Here is a 20,133-nt window from a genome sequence, read left to right as displayed (position 1 = left end):
CAGAAAAAGCATGTTTCCGATAGCACAAACATCCGGTTTTACTTGGCCGAGTCGTGCAAAAGGCGGGTTTTCACCCGCCTTTTTAATCGGTTCACTTCTGTTTGGGAAGCTCTACGACGATTTCGTGTTCTCCGTCCGGCTTGATCGGCACACCCTCTTCCGGCTTGCCGACCTTGCGACCGTTGAGCTTCACCACCTTGTCCTTGGCACTGGGGGCACCTACCACGACCTTCACGCGGTAGAGCGCTTCGCCAAAGCGGAGCTCGGCTTCATAGCCATCCCATTCCGGCGGCAAGGCCGGGTCGAGATGCAGGCGGTCGCCGCGTTTTGTGACGCCAAGGATACCCTCCGTCGCAACGCGGTAGAACCAGCCGGCGGAGCCGGTGTACCAGGTCCAGCCACCCTGCCCGCGACGCGGCTCGACAGAATAGATGTCGGCTGCAATCACATAAGGCTCGACGCGGTAGATATCCGGGTTGCGACCATGGCTGACCGGGCTGATGAGCGAGAACAGACGCCATGCTTCAGCCGTCTTGCCCATGCGGGCAAGCGCCAGAATGGCCCAGGTCGCACCGTGGGTGTACTGGCCGCCATTCTCACGAACGCCCGGTGGATACCCCTTGATGTAGCCCGGCTCCTGAATGGTCCTGTCGAAAGGCGGCGTGAAGAGACGCAGCAATTCACCCTCGTCATCCAGCAGGTACTTTTCAAGCGAGGCCATCGCCTGTTCGGCGCGCTTCGGATCGGCAACGCCGGACAACACGCTCCACGACTGTGCGATGGCATCGATCTGGCATTCGTCACTGTCCTTCGAGCCAAGCGGTGCGCCGTTGTCGTAGAAACCACGGCGATACCACTGGCCATCCCAACCATCGCGGTCGAGCGCTTCGGTCAGGCTTTCCAGATGTGCTTTCCAGATATCGACGCGCTTCTTGTCCTTGCGCCCTTCGGCAATCGGGATGAATTTACCGAGCGTATAGGCGAGGAACCAGCCAAGCCAAACGCTCTCGCCCTCTCCCTTCACGCCGACGAGATTCATGCCGTCGTTCCAGTCGCCGCCGAGGATCAGCGGCAGACCGTGCTTGCCGGTTCGCTCGACAGCAAGGTCGAGCGCCAAGGCGCAATGCTCATAAAGGCTTGCCGTCTGTTCGGAGATTTCCGGCTGATAGAAGGCATCGTGTTCGCCCTCCTCCAGCTTGCGCCCTTCGAGGAACGGCAGCTTTTCATCGAGGATCGAGCGGTCGCCCGTCGTCTCGACATAAAGCGAAGCGCCATAGCCGAGCCAAACAACATCGTCCGAGATCAGCGTGCGGACGCCCGCCCCGGTCGCTGGCAGCCACCAATGCTGGACATCGCCTTCCGGGAACTGGCGTGATGCCGCATTGAGTATCTGCGCGCGGGCAAGCGTCGGATCGATCAGAAGCAGCGACAGCGTGTCCTGCAACTGATCACGGAAGCCGAACGCACCACTTGCCTGATAGAAGGCAGCGCGGGCCCATATACGGCAGGCAATCGCCTGATAGGGCAGCCAGCCATTGACCAGAAGGTCGAAAGCAGGGTCTGGCGTTTTCACCTGAACGCGGTCGAACAGGCCTTCCCACTGCTGTCTGGCAGCAGCAAGCTTGTCACCGAACGACACCTTGCGGGTTTCGGCGATCAGCGCCTTCGCCTGTCTCTGATCGGCGGCATTGCCGAGCAGGAAGACGATCTCGCGTGCTTCACCCGGCCCCACTTCGATATCAAGAGCGAGCGCCGCACATGGATCTCGGCCTGCTTCGACCGTACCCGAAAGCGCCTTGCCAGCCAGCACGACTTCCGGCTTGTCCACCGAACCGGTGGTGCCGATGAACTCGCTGCGGTCGGCAGTGACGGATTGCGGCTTTTCGGTTGCCGCAAAGAAAGCAATCTGCCCGGACTTGTCCGGATGATACGGATTGCCTGCAAAGAGTGCGCCCAATTCCTCGTCCTGCGAAGGTACAATGAAAGGCACATTCTTGGAGCGGGCATTGCCTAGCACCCATTCCACATAGCCATAGACGCGCAGCTTGCGCTTGGAACGCCCGTTATTGGTCACGGTCAGGCGTGATAGGCGCACCGGCTTGTCCGCATCCACGATGTGGGTGAGGTCGAGTGCCAATTCGCCATGCTGTGCCCCGAAGCTCGAATAGCCATGGCCATGACGCGCTTCATAGGTCACGGCCTCATCGCGCAGCACGCTTGCCGTTGGCGCAAAGGTGCGGCCCGTTTCACGGTCGAGGACATAGATCGCCTCGCCCGGACGGTTCGTGACCGGATCGTTCGCCCATGGGGTGAGCTGATAATCGCGGCTGTTGCCTGCCCAGGTGAAGGCCGAACCTTCCGCCGAGACATGGAAGCCGAAATTCGGATTGGCGATCACATTGATCCACGGATGCGGCGTGTTGGTGCGGTTGTTGACGCGCACTACATAGCTGCCGTCCTCGGCAAAGCCGCCATAACCATTCCAGAAACGAAGATCGTCCCCGGACGGCGCAGGACGGTTTACTACAGGCTTGACCACAGGACGGCGTTCTTCCGTCCCGCGTTCGATGGCGACAGGCGCAAGCCCCGCAGCACCCAGCCCCTGAGCCGAAGCCTGACCGCCAATGGCAGTCTTGGCATCGCGCGCCGCCAGATCGACGGTGATTTCCTCGCTGCGACGAAGCTGCTCGGCCAGCGAGCCGTTCTGCGCATGCATGACGATGCGCGCCGAGGCGAGCAGCGTGTTGTAGCTTTCGTCGCTCATCTGGTCGCGGCGCACCGCGAAGATGTGCGGCTGACCGCCACCACGGGCGCGGAAACCTTCCACGATCCAGTCGATGGCGCGCTGTGTGTCCTGCGCATAGGAGAAGGCACGCTCGTTGACCGCCACGACATCGACGGTTAGGCCCTTCGAGCGCCAGTATTCCTGCGCGCGCAGCACACCACGCAACACGTCGAGATCAGCTTCGTTGTCGATACGCAATGCGAAAATCGGATAGTCGCCGGATATCGACATCGGCCACAGGTCGGACTGCTTGCCGAGGCCGCTGGCGATGGTTTCCGGCGGCTGGCGCAATGTCCGCTCCGGATAGAGCAGATAGGCGGCCACCTTCTGATAGTCGGCAGCTTCGGCAGGCTTGATGCCGATATGGTAGAGCTGCACCTGCGAGCTGGTCCATGACAGCGAATATTCGCGGGCGAAAGTTTCCGGATGCCGATGCAGCGCCACGGCGTGTTCTACCGCATCGCGGCTGCCGCCTGCGAAGGTCCAGAAAACGAGGCTCACCTTTTTATGCGCCGGAACGCGGACACGTGTACGCACCGAAGCGATCGGGTCGAGCACGCAACCCTGGCTGCCGTTGAACTTGGCACCCTGATCGAAGGCAGCCGCATCACGCAAGCTGCGGCCACGACCGACAAAGGCACGGCGGTCGGTTTCGACTTCCGTTTCGCGGATCGAGCCGGAAAGATCGGTCACGAAATGCGCGACGTGGATGTCCGGATCGGACGGCGCGCGCTTGCGGCGCTTGGCATAGATGGTCGAACCGTTATCGGAGATTTCGGTCTCCACGAACATCTTGGCAAAGGCCGGATGGGCGGCATCGCTGTCGCTGTCGGTCAGCACCAGCTCCGCATAGGAGGTGACCTCGATCATACGGTCGCGGGCGGACGTGTTGATGATGTCGAGCCTGCGGCCTTCGCCGTCCGATTCCGACGACACGATCACTTCCATGACGGTCTTGATGTCACCGGCGGTCTTGTAGAATTCCGCCTTGTCTTCGGTGAAGACCGTCTTGGTTTCCTCTTCCGGGTTGCGGACCGGTTCGCCGGTTGCCGACCACCAGTATCCGCTTTCCATGTCGCGCAGGAACAGGAACGTGCCCTGAAGGTCTTCCGACGCATCGGCGTGGAAGCGGGTAATGTCCCAATTGTGCCAGCGGCTGTAGCCTGAACCGTTTGCTGTCACCATCAGCGCATATTGTCCGTTCGACATCATATGCGTGGTGCGCGGCGCCTTGAACGGCTTGTCGACAATCCGCATCGGCGCATCATCGAAGCCACCCGAATCAACGCGCATAGGATTTTCCGTCTTGGCGTAGATCATCGGGATTTCGCGCGGTGCCTTTTCCTGCAGGAGCAGTTCGGCGGCCTCGATCACCGGATCGGAGTGGAAACGCTCGCGCATCCGGCCTTCAAAGATCACGTTGTTGACCGCGATGATCGCCATGCCATGATGATGGGCGTAGTAGTTCTTCACCACAGCACAGAGTTCGCCTTCGCGAACACGTGACGGCGTGAAGTCCACCGAATCGTGGAAGCCATAGCGTCCGAGCGCGCCAAGCTTGGCAAGGCGCTTCAGGTTCGCGACAGCGGCAGCAGGCTGATACTGCGCGGCGAGCAGGCTCGCATAGGGTGCGATAACCGCATTGCGCGACAGGCCGCGCTGCAGGCCCAGATTGGGCACGCCGAAATTGGAATACTGGTAGTTCATATGCGCATCGCGCGCATTGAACGCCGCTTCCGAAATACCCCATGGCAGACCGCGCGAGGTCGCATAATCGATCTGGCGCTGCACCACGAGCTTGTTGGTCTGGTCAAGCAGCGAACCAAGCGGCTCGGACATGACCAGCGGCGGCATCAGATATTCGAACATCGAGCCGGACCAGGAGAGCAGAGCGCCCTTCCAGCCCACCGGCACCAGAAGACGGCCAAGCTTGAACCAATGTTCGACCGGAACGTCGCCCTTGGCGATGGCGAACAGGCTCGCCAGACGCGCTTCGGACGCCAGAAGATCGTAGCAGCTTTCGTCCAGTTCGTTTTCCTGCACACGGAAACCGATGGAGAGAAGGCGGCGTTCCTTCCGTTCAAGGAAACCGAACTGCATGTCGAATGCGAGCTGGCGCGAACGGGTAGCAAGATAGCGCAAACGCTCACGCAGCGCGTCCGTATCGTGCTCGCCGATGGAATCCTCAGTATGCGCCTTGCAGGTATCGACGAGAATGCGCGCCCATTCCACGGCTTCAGCGCTTGCCGGGGTTTCGATTTCGCCGTCGAGTTCGTCCATCAGGCGAACGATGTCGGTTGCAAACAGCGACAGGTTGATGGTGCGGAAGGAGGCCGTTTCCGGCTCATCCTTGATGGAAATCACGGCGCGGCGGAAATTGGCAATCCGCTCTTCCAGACGGCGGCGCAGCGGACGCAGAATCCGGCGATCATCCGGGATTTTCGCGATTGTCTCTTCAAGGATGTCGTTGACATCAAGGATACCGTCGAGGTCGCCCTGCATGTAGACGGATGGTGCTTCCGCCCATTCTTCCAGCGCCGACGACAGCGTGACCAAATGCCCGGCAAGGTTGCCGCTATCCACCGCAGAGACATAAAGCGGGCGCATCGGCGTCAGCGTGTTGGTCTCGTACCAGTTGTAGAGATGGCCCTGATACTTCTCCATCTTCTCAAGCGTATCGACAGTGGCTTGAACGCGGTCCAGCGTTTCACCGAAGCCGATCCAGCCGAAATCGCGCGCGGCGACGACGGACAGGAGATAGACGCCGATATTGGTCGGCGACGTGCGCTGCGCGACAATCGGCGCCGGATCTTCCTGGAAGTTGTCCGGCGGCAGATGGTGGTTTTCCTCGTTTGCGAACTCGGCGAAATAACGCCAGGTCCGGCGTGCATAGCGGCGCAGGTCCGACTTGTCGGAAGAAAGCACTTCCAGCGTGTCCTGCGGCTTCGCCGAACGGCTGACCAGCCATGCAATCAGCGGTGAGGCAAACCAGATGACGGCAAATGGCGCTGCGATCATTGCCGCATGACTTTGGGCAGCAAGCGGGATGAAGATTGCCAGACCCGCAATGGCTATGGCCGGCCACATCAGCTGGAAATAAAACAGCAGCGTATCGGGCGAGGTTCTCGCCTGCGCAGCCGTGCGCCATTCCAGAAGATTGCGATGCGAGACGAACAGGCGATAGACGGTACGCACAATCGCATCCGCCATCAGGAACGCCGAATGGGCGATGAAGGTGGTGCGCAGCGCCACATCGGCCGTGCCGAGTGCGATGTCAGTCAGCACCGACTGCGCATGACCTTTCAGCGAATAGTCCATGTTCGATGGAATGAGATTGGTCACAATGCCGAATGTCGGCGCAACGAACATGGAGAGAATGAGGAAGCCCTGCCAGACGGCAGCAGGCCCGATTGGCAGCACGCTCCAGCCGACGACGGCTGCGATCAGCCACAGGATCGGATTGAGCGAGCGGCGCAGGTTGTCGACCATCTTCCAGCGCGTGATGTGGCTGACGCCACGGCTTGTCGAAAACAGCCAGGGCAGAAGCTGCCAGTCGCCACGCGCCCAGCGATGATGACGCGATACGTCGACATTGTAGCCGGTCGGATAATCCTCGACCACTTCGACATCGCTGACCAGAGCCGCGCGGGAATAGCCGCCTTCGAGAAGATCGTGGCTGAGCAGCGTGTTCTCAGGCACGCGGCCCTTCAGCGCTGCCTCGAAGGCATCGATGTCGTAAAGTCCCTTGCCGGTGAAGGTGCCTTCACCGAGCAGGTCCTGATAGGTGTCGGACACGGCGAAGACATAAGGGTCGATACCGCGATTGACGGAGAAGACGCGCTGCAGGAACGACGCCTCGTCACCGGTGGTGAGCGAGGGCGTTACGCGCGGCTGGAGGATGCCGTAACCGCGCACGACCTTGCCGGTCTTTTCGTCGATGATCGGACGGTTCAGAGGATGGCTGAGCTTGCCGGCCAGATGCGTGACGGATTCCGGCGTCAGACGCGTGTCGGCGTCCAGCGTCATCACATATTTGATTTCCTTCGGCAGGCGTTCGTCCGGCGGGAAAAAGCTCGTATCCTGATCACCGCGCAGCAGCAGGTTCAGCTCGTGCAGCTTGCCGCGCTTGCGCTCCCAGCCCATCCAGCAATTCTGCTTCTCGTTGAAGAGGCGACGACGATGCATGAGGAAAAAGCGTGGCTGGTCGTCGCCGGTATAATGCTCGTTGAGCTTGGCGATTTCCTCGCGCGCATATTCATAGATTTCCATATCCGCAGGGGTGATTTCCTGCTTCGCATCGGTCCAGTCACTGACCAGCGCAAAGTAGATTTCACCACGCGGATTGGTCAGATAATGAACTTCCAGATTGCGAATCTGCTCGTCGATGGAATCACGCGAGGTGATGAAGGTCGGCACCGCGACCAGCGTGCGCGCCTCCTCCGGCAAGCCTTCCTTATATTCGAAACCGATGAGCCGCGTCGGCTGGACAAACCATGGCACCAGCGCATTGAACAGCGAATAGGACGCGTCCATTGCCGGGAAGATCGCCAGAAGCGTGAACAGCGTGCGCAGATCAGTCGAAAGACCGGCGCGGATCATGCAGTAATTGACGAGCAGAAGGATCAGGATCGTGAAGATCGCCGTCGGGATGAACAGCCCCCACAGACCGAGACCACGATAGAAGCGCAGCGCCTTGACGCCGAACGGCGCCTTGTAGCCACAAACCTTTTCCAGCTCCTTGCGACCTTCGCCGGACAGATAATAGGCGATTGCGCCCTTGCCCTCGGCTTCAGGATGACCGGCCTTTTCCGCACGATGTCCGTCTTCGGCCAGTTTCAGCGCTGCCCATGTGATGTCGATTTCGCTCATGTCCGAATACCGGGCGAGCTTTTCAATGGTCACGCGATAGGCATTGCGAGAACGGAAATCCAGAAGCTCGAAATCGCTGTGGTCACGCAGGATCGCATCGACCTCGTTGACGGTTTCGAACCAGGTTTCCCAGTCCACGTCATCGATGGATTTCAGGCTGCGGATGACATTGCCCATCGTGACGCCGCCGGTAGACTGGCGGGCATGTTCCTCAACGATGGCGTCTTCCGGATTGCTGCCTTCCTGCTCCAGAATCCGTTCCAGCCAGCTGGCAGCAGCCGTGGTGTCGGTCGATGAGGAACGCAAGCGATAAAGAAGATGGGTCGCGAAAGTGCTGTCGCGGGCGGCATCGGCGTATTGCGCCAGAACCGAATCCAGTTCGGCACCGTCGGTGGCAACCACGATGCGGTCGGCGGCCGTATTGGCGAGATTGCGCATGATGCGCGCGCGGTCGACGCGCAGCGCCAGACGGCGTGCATTCTCGATCAAGAAATAGCGCACCGCAGAAGGCAGCGCCCACAATTCACCGATCTTCAGGGGCTCCACGGTCTGGAAACCCTTGACGATGGCCGTCAGCGTCTTCAGCGAGAAATTGCTGTCCGTATGGGCGACATAAAGCCAGGCCAGCGCGAAAATGCGCGGCATGCCCTCATATTTCTCAACCGGCGCCTTGTAGAGCGGCAGCTGACGGATGAAGCGGCGTGGCAGGTCGCGGCGGGCCTGCTGCACGTTCTTGTCGATCTGGTAATGATTGTCGAGCAGCCATTGCGCGGCTGGCGTGATGGTCTCGCCCGCACGCGATGCGGCATCGGAGGCGCGATAGGCATGCAGGATCAGCTTGCCGTTTTCGGACAGGCGTTGGTCGAACGGGAAGGCGATATAGCCCGGCAGCGGAATGTCTTCGCCCCGCGCCACGGCAGCGGCAAGCGCGCCAAGCTCTTCCTCGGTTTTGTACAAGGCCCTGATGGGGGATGGTTGTTCGGGCGGAATCCGGCCCGATGCATCGGGCTCGCTGGATTTGGGTTCCATCGAAGGTTTCTGCATCGGCGATTTATTCTCGGTAGAGGTTGAATTGGAGAGCGAAGAAGACAATTCCGGCATCTGCCTTAACAGCCTTTCCGAAGGAAATGAGTTATCTGCGGCGGGTGGATACTGACATTATTCCGAATTTTCATTTCAGGGAAACGGCAGTATCCGTGATCGGTTCCCTGAATGTCGACCGCATTTGGCCAAAATGCGACGGCGCAATGTGCTGATATTCAAACCGTTTGAATCGCAACGCACAATTCTTTCCGCCCATTAATGTTGCGTTATGGAACACCCCGTTTCCTGCAACCCTAACATATTGAAAATAAAAATAATACTACCGCAGGTAACCTGCCGGAAAATTTCAGCGCGGCCCCACCACGCCCGTCGATAGAGAAAAGCCCGGCAGGTCTGCGGGAATCACCGCGCATCTGCCGGGCCTCGTATTTCACTTCACCGGAAAGTGACGATCAGGAACCGGTTTCACTGGCAGGAAAAAGCTTCCAGTAACGCGGTCGGAAGGCGATGCGACTCTTTTCCGCGGCTGGATGTTCGGCTGGAATTTCGATCTCCACCCGCTCGCGTGCGCCGCCTACTTCCAGTTCGACACGCCGCTTGCCGCCCGAGCGACGGCTCGCCACCACCGTGCCTGCGATGCAGCCGCCGCAACCGTCCAGCAATTCAACATCGTGCGGACGGAAGAAGAGCTGCGCATCGCCATCCGCCACATCCTGGGCTGTCAGGCCGATATTGCGATCCACCAGCCAGATCTCGCCCTTTTCGACCCGTACCGGAAGCGTGCTGGACTCGCCGATGAAGCCATAGACGCCCGGGGAATTCGGATTGTCATAGACTTCGTCGGGCGTACCGACCTGCTCGATACGCCCCTGGCTCATCACCACCACGCGGTCGGCGAGCTCCAGCGCCTCGTCCTGATCGTGGGTCACGAAAACGGTCGTATGGCCGGTCTTGTCGTGAATCTCGCGCAGCCAACGGCGCAGTTCCTTGCGCACCAGCGCATCAAGCGCGCCAAACGGTTCATCGAGAAGCAGGACTTTCGGTTCAATCGCCATGGCGCGGGCAAGCGCCACGCGCTGGCGCTGACCACCGGAAAGCTGCGCCGGATAACGCTTCTCCAGTCCCTGTAGCTGAACGAGATCGAGCAATTCCAGCGCGCGGTTGCGAATATCGTCACTCGACGGACGTGTCGCGCTTGGACGCACCTTCAGACCGAAGCCGATATTGTCCGCCACCGTCATATGACGGAACAACGCATAATGCTGAAAGACGAAGCCGACATTGCGCTCCTGAACGCTCTTCTGCGAGGCGTCTTCGTCGCCGAAGAAGATGGTACCTTCGGTCGGCGTTTCCAGCCCGGCAATCAGGCGCAAAAGCGTGGTCTTGCCCGAACCGGAAGGTCCCAGCAAAGCGATCAACTCGCCGGAACGAATATCCAGCGAGACATTATGCAACGCCGGGAAGCGAGCGAACTCCTTACGCACACCGGCAACACGAACTTCCATTCCCAATCCTTCCGTCTGCCATAGCAGGACTATGCTTTACTTCTGCCGCCGTGCGGCCAATTGCTCGTTTAGATATCAGTGCCCGTTTCCGCTGCCAGCCAGTTCATCGCCATAACGCAGTTCCAGCGCTGTCTTGATGGCAAGTGTCAACAACGCCAGGAAAGCCAGCAGCGACGCCACCGCAAATGCACCGACGAAGTTATATTCGTTGTAGAGGATTTCCACATGCAGCGGCATCGTATTGGTGAGACCGCGAATATGTCCAGAGACAACGGAAACAGCGCCGAACTCGCCCATTGCACGGGCATTGCAGAGCAGCACACCGTAAAGCAGCCCCCATTTGATATTGGGCAGCGTCACATAGCGGAACGTCTGCCAGCCATTGGCGCCCAGCGAAATCGCTGCCTCTTCATCCCCGGTTCCCTGTTCCTGCATCAGCGGGATCAGTTCGCGCGCGACGAAGGGAAACGTGACGAACACCGTCGCCAGCACGATGCCCGGAACGGCGAACAATATCTCGATGCCGTGCCGTGACAGCCACGGCCCAAGCAGGCTGTGACTTGAGAAAAGCAGCACGAAAACAAGACCGGAAATGACCGGCGACACGGAAAACGGCAGATCGATCAGCGTCGTCAGCAGCGCCTTGCCCTTGAACTCGAACTTCGCGATTGCCCACGCAGCTGCAATGCCGAAGACCAGATTGAGCGGCACGGCAATGGCCGCCACCATGAGGGTGAGCCTTATCGCAGCCCAGGCATCCGGCTCGACCAGTGCCGCCAGATATTCGCCTGCCCCCTTGCGGAAGGCTTCCACGAAAACCGCTATCACCGGCAGGATGAGGAACAGGGCCAGAAATGCCAGCGCCAGAGCGATCAGCGTGATGCGCGTCGCCGGGCTTTCCGTGACAGCGCTTCGGCTGTTGCGAGGAGCGGCAGAGACAGGTTCATTCGCCATGACCATATCTCCTCCGTGTCCACGACTGGATGAGATTGATGAAAAGCAACATCGCAAAGGAAAGCGCCAGCATCACCGTGGCGAGCGCCGTCGCCCCGGCATAATCATATTCCTCCAGCTTGATCACGATCAGAAGCGGCGCGATCTCCGAGACATAAGGCGTATTGCCCGCAATGAAGATCACCGAGCCATATTCGCCGACGCCGCGTGCAAAGGCGAGCGCGAAGCCGGTCAGGATGGCGGGTTGCAGGCTCGGCAGCAGCACCCGCCAGATGGTCTGAAACCGGGATGCGCCAAGCGTTGCCGCCGCCTCTTCGACCTCGCGGCTGATTTCCTCCATAATCGGCTGGACCGTGCGCACCACGAACGGCAGACCGATGAAGATCAGCGCAATGATAATGCCCGCCCGCGAAAAGGCGATGCGAATGCCGAACGGAGCCAGCAGGCTGCCTATCCAGCCATTCGGCGCATAGATCGCGGCCAGCGCAATACCGGCCACTGCCGTCGGCAGCGCAAAGGGAATATCGACGATGGCATCAACGAAGCGGCGCCCCGGAAAGCGATAACGCACCAGAACCCAGGCGAGGATGACGCCGAAGACCACATTGACCAGCGCCGCGATGAAGGCGGTGCCAAAGCTCGTTTCAAGCGCTTTCAATGTGCGCTCGTCGGTGACGAGGCGCCAGAAGCCGGAAAACCCGACTTCGGTGGAACGCAGCACCAATGCCGCAAGCGGAATGAGAATGAGAAGGGTCAGATAGGCAACACTGAAGCCGAACGTCAGCCCGAAACCGGGAATGACGCTCGGCTTTCTGAAGTGCGACCCTGCTCTGGCCCGTGCAGGGAGCGAAGACATGCGTTGGTTTGTTCCCTCTTCAGTACTTATTGTTACTGATTGCTCTCGAATTCCGGATTATTTTCCCGGCTTGTAGAGCTGGTCGAACGTTCCTCCATCGCCAAAATGATAGGGCTGTGCCTTGGCCCATCCACCGAAAATCGGATCATCGATCGTCACCAGCGTCAAGTCCGGAAACTTGCGCTGTTTGTCGGCAGGGATGATGTCAGGCTTCGACGGACGGTAGAAATGTTTGGCGGCAAGCGCCTGACCTTCTGGTGAGTACAGATATTCGAGATAGGCCTGCGCCAGCTTGGTGGTGCCGTTTTCCTCGGCATTCTTGTCCACCACCGCGACTGGCGGTTCAGCCAGAATGGACTGCGGCGGAACAACGATGTCGAATGCATCCTCGCCAAATTCAGCCACCGAGAGATAGGCTTCGTTTTCCCAGGCAAGCAACACATCGCCGAGCTGACGCTGCACGAAAGTGGTTGTCGAGCCGCGCGCACCAGTATCGAGCACAGGCACATGGCGGAACAGTTCGCCGATGTAATCCTTGATCTTCTGCTCGTCGCCACCGTATTGCTTGTAGGCCCAGGCCCATGCGGCGAGATAGTTCCAGCGGGCACCGCCGGAGGTCTTCGGGTTCGGCGTGATGACCTCGACGCCGTCCTTCACCAGATCGCCCCAGTCCTTGATGCCCTTCGGATTGCCCTTGCGCACAAGGAAGACGATGGTTGACGTATAGGGAGCCGAATTGTTGGGCAGGCGCTTGCGCCAGTCCTTGTCGATCTTGCCTGAAAGTGCAGCAATAGCATCGATATCGCTTTCAAGCGCCAGCGTCACCACATCGGCCTTGATGCCATCGATCACCGAGCGCGCCTGCTTGCCCGACCCGCCATGGGAAGCGCGAATGGTGACGGTTTCGCCGGTTTCTGCCTTCCAGTGGGCGGCAAAAGCGGCGTTGTAATCCTTGTAAAGTTCACGCGTCGGATCGTAGGACACGTTCAGAAGTGTCTGATCGGCAAAGCTTGCCTGAACCGTTCCGGTCAGCGAAGCCGCAGCCACCAATGCTGCCAAAGTGAGCGAGAATCTCGATATCTTCATGACCGCCTCCATGTTTCACTGGCCAAGACAGTATCAGAGCTCTTTGAAGACAGGATGCCACAAGCCGGTCGTTATTTGAAACGACTTCGAAAAATCTACTCATTTTGTCGGAGAATTCGGAGATAATTTTTCCACCGGTGTGTCGAAACACGCCGGTGATAGTATCATTAACTCATTGAGCCGACACCGGTCCGGCAGCCGGTGAAGTTTGGGTGGGGAGGCTGCTCGTGGCCTGCCCCAGTTGGAGCGGAGGCTGCTTCGGCTCATTCCAGCCCATGAAGTTGTAGAGCGTATAGCGCCAGACTCCGATCTCCTCGTGAAGCGCCAGATCGGTCATGAGGAAAGACAGGCCCGGCGAAGACATGTTGGTATGCGATCCGGTCAGATAACCGGCCGCAACCGGCTCAGGCTTCACACCAAAATGTGCCAGATAAAGAAGATCGCGCTTCATCATCGGCGCAGCCTGCAGCAGAACAACTTTCGCCGGTCTGACCTCGCGCAGGATTGCTGCCACGTTCCTGGAGTTCTGCCAGCTGTTGCGGCTTTTCTCGTCAAGCAGGACGGAAGCCGGATCGACACCGGCCTTTTCCAGCTGCGTGGCGATTGATGCGGCTTCGGAAACACCCGTTCCGGCTACATCGGCGCCGCTGGCGATGAACTTGCAGCGAAAACCCTTCTCGACACATTGTCGGTTCATGGCGACCGCCGCCAAAATCGGCCCGTAGGAGAAGGCAAGTGGTTCGACCACCTTCTGACCGTCGCCATCGACTGTCTGGGTTCCCATGCCGAAGACGATGAAGGCAGTATTGTCTTCAAGCTGCGTCTGCAATTGCGATGAATAGGCCGATTGCAGGCGGCTCATCAGCGTGTCGGGAAGAATTGCCGAAGCAATTGCACCGTAAAAGATGGCCGCAAGGCCGATCAGAACGATTCCGGTCTTACGCCAATTGAAAAAATGAAGGAGCAATCCGGTAACAACAAAAGCCACGATCAGATTAAGCGTCATATGGGATCACCAGGCTTCAGTATAAATTTCTAAATCAAGCTCACCCGATATAAGTGCCTGCTATGAGTACGAACAATCCCAATAATTTCAGATACAATCTTTCCAACCTCGGAAGTGAGGCCCGGACTGGGGTTGCGGGGGGCAAGTATTCATCCGGGCCTCCGCCAATCTCGCGACCGGCAGGCTGATAACGGGCGAAACCTGTTTCGGTTGCAGGAAATCGGTCGCAGGCTGATTATTTTTGCTGTCGGGTTACAACTTTACCGCGCCATATGATCGCTCTTGAACCGGGCCGCCGAAGAGTTATTTTCCCTGTATCGATTGGCTGACCAGAGGATTTTTCACCATGGCATATGGCAAGCGTTCCATTTGCACCCTTTTCGCGGTTATAGCAGGCCCGGCAATGCTCTTCGCGCCTTCTGTTTCGGCGCAGGCTCAGGATGCAAACCCCATCGAGCGGGTCGATTACATCTGCGAACGTGGGGTCGTCGTGCCTGTCACCTATATCCGCAATGGCAGTGCACCCGGCTTTGCGGTTCTCGATGCGGAAGGCAAGATGATCGCGCTGCAATGGCATGACAGTCTCAAGAAATATGTCGCCATCGATGAGCAGGACAGCTACCGCTGGAGCGACAAGGACGGTCAGGCTGTGCTGAGCCATCTCGAAGCCGATCACACCGCCAAGGAAGTGACGCTGCTGTCAGCCTGCCGTTCGGACGACTTGGAAGAATAGACGGCCCTGTTATGGGACGAGGTAGTGCTTGTCCCACTGGTTCTGAGGCACTTCATCGCCGATATCGTAGCGAAACGAAACGATATTGATATGTTCCTCATCCGTCTTGCAGACAAAGGACAGCTTGTACCAGTGCTCGCGGCTGCGGAAGGCAGCGCCATCGGCCTCGATCGAATTCTTCGTGGTCACGGGATCGGAGAAGGCATAGGCCAGAACCTTGTCGACCGAAAACTTCTGTTCCCGCGTGATGCGTTCCATTGCTTCCACGTCGCAACGTTGCTCAAGGCGGGTTGCCGGATCGAGCTTCTCGAGCTGGGCCTTTTCGGAAGCATTCATTGCAAAAGACGGGGAAACCGCCGGGCCGAAAGAAAGGAGGCCAACAACAGCGGACGCAGGCAACACAAGGGATTTGAATTTCATCGGACTTTCGGGAACTCCTCGGTACTCACATTATCGGCGGCGATAATAAGCATGATTTGCGGCAATGTGCGGATCATCACCGGAAAGTTATCGAAGGCCACCCGTAAAAACCGCCATCCCCAAAATTCGTCCGCTCTGTGAACTATCCGTCGCTGTTCGGGTTCAACCCTTCCACATAGGTGCGGTTGCGTCCTTCTTTCTTGGCGGCGTAGAGGATTTTGTCGGCCTTATCGACCGCCTGCCAGAAATCACCCTGCTCCGGCAAACGGACACAGCCGATGCTGCATGTGACGCTGGCTTCCTTTGCGAGGCGCTGGAACCGGTGCCTCTCGATGTTCTGCCGCACGCCTTCCATAAGCTGGAAGACATTATCGGCATGCATGTCGTCGACACAGATCACGAACTCCTCACCGCCAGTACGCGCAATCAGTGGCCGTTCGCCGATGAGCTTGCGCAGGATCCCAGCGAATTCCTTCAAAACCGCGTCGCCCGCCGCATGGCCATAGGCATCATTCAGCGCCTTGAAGTAATCGATATCGCAAACGGCAACCCAGCCCGGCACGCCCTTTTTCGTCTGTGAAAGCGCATCGTAGCGCATTTCCAGTCCGCGCCGGTTGAGGAGCCCGGTCAAGGGATCGCTGTCACGTTCATGCGACAGTTCGCCGATACGGTCGTAACCGGCAGCGGCCAGCAAGGCGAAGCCGGTGACAACCGCTGCGATAGCGGTAGAAAACACCGTCCATTGCCAGAAAACAGTCGTTGCGAAATCGTCGCCATCGACATCGCCGAGCAAGGAGCGGGCGGTCAGAAGCGTGCGCGGCACGAATTGCAATGCCACCAGAACGAGCATGACCAGCAGCAGCTTGTCCACCAGCGGCCCCTTGAACAGCCGCCGCGCCTGCCATGCGAAAGAAAGGATCAACGTGGCCATGCCCAGATTGAGCACATAGACCCGCGACAGAAGATCGGGCTCAATATAGCAATAATACCAGACACCGCCGACGATGAGGGCAAAGCTCAATATGTAGAAGGCAGATGTAAGCCGCAGCCCGCTTCGCTGCAAAATGCCATAGCCGCCAACCAGCGTGCCTCCGACATAAAATGCGGCGGAAAGCACCGTGTTCAGATTGTCGTCCGAAGGGAAATCACCAAGCTGGACCAGCATTGCGAGGCCGATCAGCAGGAAACAAGCGCCGCAGGACGCCAGAAACCGGCGACCGCGATCGGAAAGCCACGCCGAGAAAAAGGCGAACGCGAACAGCAGCAAAACGGCGGGAAGTACAAATTTCATATAAATCTGACGCGCAAATTACAATTTCTGGGAGAAGTCTTATTGCGCCCTCTCAAGAAAATTACAATTGAGTAAATTAAAACCTCCGCGTGAACCAGCCATGCGTGGAGGACAAACCTGCTGCGCCAAACATCGCCATCCGCTATGCTTTCGCTCTTGATTTCGGCGGGCTGTCCGTGTTTGTAACCTGCAAACACTGCTGTGATATCCGCCACGCAGTCCCGTCGCGAAAGGAAGAGACATGAAGCCCGTTTTCCTGCAACTGCAGTGCGCCCCCGGCAAGACCTACGAAGTTGCCGATACGCTCTTTCAGCGCGAAATCGTCTCCGAGCTTTATTCCACCAGCGGCGAATTCGACCTTCTGGCCAAGATCTACATTGCCGAGGATCAGGATATCGGCAAGTTCATCAACGAGAATGTTCTCAACATTCCCAACATCATCCGTTCACTGACGACGCTGACCTTCACCGCCTTCTGACATCGCGGCCTCCAAAACCGGTAAAGGTTTGATTCACCATTAACGAATTATCATGCCGGCGAAGGGAACCTCTGCTTGCGCTCGCGCATTTCTTGCGTGAAGGGCTTACCTCAAAAAGGGAGGCAGCGAGACAAGTGATGAACGATCTTGGACAGCGGCGAGTATTGGTGGTGGAAGACGAGATTTTCGTCGCCCTCGATGTCGCCGCGACTGTCGAGGATGCGAACGGAACCGTTCTCGGTCCGGTCGGCACCGTCCGGCAAGCAATAGATATCATCAATCGCAATGAAGTTGATGCCGCCATTCTCGATGTGAACCTCGCCGATGGCGATGTGGAAGCCGTGCTGGACCGGCTGAAGAGCCGTGATGTCTTCGTGGTCATCCATACCGGCGGTGGCCTTCCAGCGCGCCTTGCGGCACGTTATCCCGGAATACCGGTCTTTCAGAAGCCTGTGCTGCCATCCCGGCTGACGCGCGCTCTGGCTTCCGCCTTTTCGTCGCATAGGGTGCAGCAAGCCTGATGCTGCGGAACCGCCCGGATTTCGCAACGGTTCTGAAGGAAGTCGAGGCTGACGCAGGCCCCGAGGAAAACACCCGCCCGCCGCAATTCGGGTTTGCTTCCGCCGTCTTTTCCGTGGGTTTCGGCGATACGCCAGCAACACCCCGCCAGCCGGACAATCTTGAAAGCCTGTTCGATATTGAGAGCGTGCCGGAGGCTGCGCCCGAGCCTGAACAGGAAAGACAGGCGATAGAAGCGCGGATGCAGAAGCAGTCGCCGGATGTAATCCGCCAGGAGCTGGACCTGCATTCCGGCCTGAAACGCTCCGAACTGCAACGGCGGCGGCGCAGCTTTGCCGCCAGCAATCATCCAGACCGCCTGCCGGAAGAGTTTCGCCTTGCCGCGGAACAGCGGATGAAAACGGCGAATGCCCTGCTGGATGCCGCCATGGCTGACGCACCATCTTAAGGCTGAGCAACTTCCTTACGTTTTCAGCGCAATATCTTTTGCATTATAACAATAACGTGCTAGATTGCCGTGTCTGTGCCTGCGAAAGCTGTCGCACGCCGGAACCCTTTCCGTTGTCCGCAAGTCTGCGAATGGTTCAGCCCCGATAGTATGGGGCAATTTGCGCTTTGCTCAGCGGGAACGGTTCTGTCATATCGACGTTACACATTGGAATAGTTCCTAAAAGGTTTGAAAATGCCTCCTTATCGTTCGCGTACAACCACCCACGGTCGCAACATGGCCGGCGCGCGCGGCCTATGGCGCGCCACCGGCATGAAGGATGAGGATTTCGGCAAGCCGATTATTGCCGTGGTGAACTCGTTCACCCAGTTCGTGCCCGGCCACGTTCACCTCAAGGACCTCGGCCAGCTCGTCGCGCGCGAAATTGAAAGCGCTGGCGGCGTCGCCAAGGAATTCAACACCATTGCAGTCGATGACGGCATCGCCATGGGCCATGACGGCATGCTCTATTCGCTGCCGTCGCGTGAACTCATCGCCGACTCGGTCGAATATATGGTCAATGCCCATTGCGCCGATGCGATGGTCTGCATTTCCAATTGCGACAAGATCACTCCCGGTATGCTGATGGCCGCTCTGCGCCTCAATATCCCGGTCGTGTTCGTTTCCGGCGGTCCGATGGAAGCAGGCAAGGTCGTCTGGGACGATCAGGTCAAGAAGCTCGACCTCGTCGATGCGATGGTTGCAGCCGCTGATGACAGCTACACCGACGATCAGGTCAAGGCGATTGAGCGTTCAGCCTGCCCGACTTGCGGTTCGTGCTCGGGCATGTTCACCGCGAACTCGATGAACTGCCTCACCGAAGCGCTCGGCCTGTCGCTGCCGGGCAATGGCTCGACGCTCGCAACCCATGCCGACCGCAAGCGCCTCTTCGTGGAAGCCGGTCATCTGGTTGTCGATCTCGCCCGCCGTTATTACGAGCAGGACGACGAAAGCGTGCTGCCACGCTCGATTGCGAGCTTCCCGGCTTTTGAAAACGCCATGACACTCGACATCGCCATGGGCGGTTCGACCAATACGGTTCTGCATCTGCTTGCAGCTGCACAGGAAGCCGAGATCGACTTCACCATGGCCGACATCGACCGCCTGTCGCGCCGCGTGCCGGTGCTCTGCAAGGTCGCGCCTGCCAACAATACCGTTCACATGGAAGATGTGCACCGCGCAGGCGGCATCATGGGCATTCTTGGCCAGCTCGACAAAGCGGGCCTCATCAATACCGATCTGCCGACCGTGCACAGCGAAACGGTTGCCAAGGCGCTCGATCATTGGGACGTAACCCGCACCAACAGCGACATGGTGCACAAGTTCTATTCGGCTGCACCCGGTGGCGTGCCGACGCAGGTTGCCTTCTCTCAGGAACGCCGTTTCGACAGCGTCGATACCGACCGCGAAAAGGGCGTCATCCGCTCCAAGGAACATGCGTTCAGCCAGGATGGCGGTCTGGCCGTGCTTTACGGCAATCTGGCCGAAGACGGCTGCATCGTGAAGACGGCTGGCGTGGACGATTCCATCCTGAAATTCTCCGGCCCTGCCCGCATCTTCGAAAGCCAGGATACCGCAGTACTCGGCATTCTGAACGGCAAGATCAAGGCTGGCGACATTGTGCTGATCCGCTATGAAGGTCCGCGCGGCGGCCCCGGCATGCAGGAAATGCTCTACCCGACCAGCTATCTGAAATCGAAGGGCCTCGGCAAAGCCTGCGCGCTGATCACCGACGGACGTTTCTCGGGCGGCTCTTCGGGCCTCTCGATCGGCCACGTCTCGCCGGAAGCAGCCGAAGGCGGCACGATCGGACTGGTACGCGAAGGCGATATCATCGATATCGACATTCCAAACCGCAAGATCCATCTGGCTGTTGATGATGCAACGCTGGCAGAACGCCGCGCCGAGCAGAATGAAACAGGCTGGAAGCCGCTTGAAGAGCGCAAGCGCAAGATTTCCACCGCGCTGAAGGCTTATGCTTCCATGGCAACCAGCGCCGCCAAGGGCGCGGTACGGAAGTTGCCGGATTGATCGGATAGAATATTTAAGGCGGCGCAAGCCGCCTTTTTTCTTGCAAACGCAAGCAATTCCCACGTTATA

General features: G+C 58.6%; 13 protein-coding genes. 5 read left to right on the top strand and 8 right to left on the bottom strand.

Features of this window, described 5'->3' with window-relative positions:
• Positions 1-91: 91 nt before the first annotated feature.
• The 6 genes from ABDF71_RS02165 to ABDF71_RS02140 all read right to left on the bottom strand — a co-directional run bounded on the left by ABDF71_RS02165 (position 92) and on the right by ABDF71_RS02140 (position 14,105).
• Complete coding sequence (locus ABDF71_RS02165; RefSeq protein WP_258123419.1) at positions 92-8,755, bottom strand: glycoside hydrolase family 94 protein; 8,664 nt, start codon at positions 8,753-8,755, stop codon at positions 92-94.
• A 395-nt stretch (positions 8,756-9,150) separates the two neighbouring features.
• Positions 9,151-10,203, bottom strand: coding sequence for a sulfate/molybdate ABC transporter ATP-binding protein (locus ABDF71_RS02160; protein WP_029925979.1), 1,053 nt, complete (start codon positions 10,201-10,203; stop codon positions 9,151-9,153).
• Positions 10,204-10,278: 75 nt separating this feature from the next.
• Positions 10,279-11,157 (bottom strand): sulfate ABC transporter permease subunit CysW, encoded by an 879-nt coding sequence (cysW, locus tag ABDF71_RS02155; RefSeq protein ID WP_010657958.1) that lies wholly within the window; start codon positions 11,155-11,157, stop codon positions 10,279-10,281.
• Entirely contained in the window at positions 11,147-12,013 is an 867-nt protein-coding gene (gene cysT, locus ABDF71_RS02150) for a sulfate ABC transporter permease subunit CysT (protein ID WP_500060922.1), read from the bottom strand. The genes cysW and cysT overlap by 11 nt, the downstream gene beginning before the upstream one ends.
• Before the next feature lie 57 nt (positions 12,014-12,070).
• Positions 12,071-13,099: a sulfate ABC transporter substrate-binding protein gene (locus ABDF71_RS02145; protein WP_010657956.1), complete on the bottom strand. Its 1,029-nt coding sequence runs from the start codon at positions 13,097-13,099 to the stop codon at positions 12,071-12,073.
• A gap of 172 nt (positions 13,100-13,271) precedes the next feature.
• The gene (locus tag ABDF71_RS02140) at positions 13,272-14,105 is read right to left on the bottom strand and encodes a YdcF family protein (RefSeq protein WP_258123420.1); all 834 of its coding nucleotides are present in this window, start codon (positions 14,103-14,105) and stop codon (positions 13,272-13,274) included.
• 346 nt (positions 14,106-14,451) lie between these two features.
• Between ABDF71_RS02140 and ABDF71_RS02135 the strand changes: the two genes are divergently transcribed.
• On the top strand, positions 14,452-14,838 hold the full coding sequence (locus ABDF71_RS02135; RefSeq protein ID WP_308669806.1) for a lysozyme inhibitor: 387 nt from the start codon (positions 14,452-14,454) through the stop codon (positions 14,836-14,838).
• A gap of 9 nt (positions 14,839-14,847) precedes the next feature.
• Here ABDF71_RS02135 and ABDF71_RS02130 read toward each other — a convergent pair whose 3' ends face one another.
• Together ABDF71_RS02130 and ABDF71_RS02125 are read right to left on the bottom strand one after the other, a co-directional pair.
• A complete protein-coding gene (locus ABDF71_RS02130) occupies positions 14,848-15,258 on the bottom strand; it encodes a DUF930 domain-containing protein (protein WP_010657953.1) in 411 nt (136 codons plus the stop codon).
• A 142-nt stretch (positions 15,259-15,400) separates the two neighbouring features.
• Complete coding sequence (locus ABDF71_RS02125; protein WP_010657952.1) at positions 15,401-16,549, bottom strand: GGDEF domain-containing protein; 1,149 nt, start codon at positions 16,547-16,549, stop codon at positions 15,401-15,403.
• A gap of 241 nt (positions 16,550-16,790) precedes the next feature.
• Between ABDF71_RS02125 and ABDF71_RS02120 the strand changes: the two genes are divergently transcribed.
• The 4 genes from ABDF71_RS02120 (at position 16,791) to ilvD (ending at position 20,064) form a co-directional block, all read left to right on the top strand.
• Positions 16,791-17,027, top strand: coding sequence for an Lrp/AsnC ligand binding domain-containing protein (locus ABDF71_RS02120; RefSeq protein ID WP_010657951.1), 237 nt, complete (start codon positions 16,791-16,793; stop codon positions 17,025-17,027).
• A 137-nt stretch (positions 17,028-17,164) separates the two neighbouring features.
• On the top strand, positions 17,165-17,548 hold the full coding sequence (locus ABDF71_RS02115; protein ID WP_011982335.1) for a response regulator: 384 nt from the start codon (positions 17,165-17,167) through the stop codon (positions 17,546-17,548).
• Entirely contained in the window at positions 17,548-17,994 is a 447-nt protein-coding gene (locus tag ABDF71_RS02110) for a hypothetical protein (protein ID WP_258123421.1), read from the top strand. Before ABDF71_RS02115 ends, ABDF71_RS02110 begins: the two co-directional genes overlap by 1 nt.
• Positions 17,995-18,228: 234 nt before the next feature.
• Entirely contained in the window at positions 18,229-20,064 is a 1,836-nt protein-coding gene (ilvD, locus tag ABDF71_RS02105; protein ID WP_029925991.1) for a dihydroxy-acid dehydratase, read from the top strand.
• Positions 20,065-20,133 lie beyond the last annotated feature (69 nt).

It is taken from the genome of Ochrobactrum sp. WV_118_8 (assembly GCF_039631535.1).
Taxonomy (GTDB): Bacteria; Pseudomonadota; Alphaproteobacteria; order Rhizobiales; family Rhizobiaceae; genus Brucella; species Brucella anthropi.
The sequence above is the reverse complement of the archived record's forward strand: the minus strand, read 5'-3'. Positions and strand labels throughout refer to the sequence as shown.

Excerpts from the sequence above, each read along its gene's own strand:
- ABDF71_RS02165 (WP_258123419.1), bottom strand. The coding sequence starts at position 8,755 with ATGCCGGAATTGTCTTCTTCGCTCTCCAATTCAACCTCTACCGAGAAT.
- ABDF71_RS02160 (WP_029925979.1), bottom strand. The coding sequence starts at position 10,203 with ATGGAAGTTCGTGTTGCCGGTGTGCGTAAGGAGTTCGCTCGCTTCCCG.
- cysW (WP_010657958.1), bottom strand. The coding sequence starts at position 11,157 with ATGGCGAATGAACCTGTCTCTGCCGCTCCTCGCAACAGCCGAAGCGCT.
- cysT (WP_500060922.1), bottom strand. The coding sequence starts at position 12,013 with ATGTCTTCGCTCCCTGCACGGGCCAGAGCAGGGTCGCACTTCAGAAAG.
- ABDF71_RS02145 (WP_010657956.1), bottom strand. The coding sequence starts at position 13,099 with ATGAAGATATCGAGATTCTCGCTCACTTTGGCAGCATTGGTGGCTGCG.
- ABDF71_RS02140 (WP_258123420.1), bottom strand. The coding sequence starts at position 14,105 with ATGACGCTTAATCTGATCGTGGCTTTTGTTGTTACCGGATTGCTCCTT.
- ABDF71_RS02135 (WP_308669806.1), top strand. The coding sequence starts at position 14,452 with ATGGCATATGGCAAGCGTTCCATTTGCACCCTTTTCGCGGTTATAGCA.
- ABDF71_RS02130 (WP_010657953.1), bottom strand. The coding sequence starts at position 15,258 with ATGAAATTCAAATCCCTTGTGTTGCCTGCGTCCGCTGTTGTTGGCCTC.
- ABDF71_RS02125 (WP_010657952.1), bottom strand. The coding sequence starts at position 16,549 with ATGAAATTTGTACTTCCCGCCGTTTTGCTGCTGTTCGCGTTCGCCTTT.
- ABDF71_RS02120 (WP_010657951.1), top strand. The coding sequence starts at position 16,791 with ATGAAGCCCGTTTTCCTGCAACTGCAGTGCGCCCCCGGCAAGACCTAC.
- ABDF71_RS02115 (WP_011982335.1), top strand. The coding sequence starts at position 17,165 with ATGAACGATCTTGGACAGCGGCGAGTATTGGTGGTGGAAGACGAGATT.
- ABDF71_RS02110 (WP_258123421.1), top strand. The coding sequence starts at position 17,548 with ATGCTGCGGAACCGCCCGGATTTCGCAACGGTTCTGAAGGAAGTCGAG.
- ilvD (WP_029925991.1), top strand. The coding sequence starts at position 18,229 with ATGCCTCCTTATCGTTCGCGTACAACCACCCACGGTCGCAACATGGCC.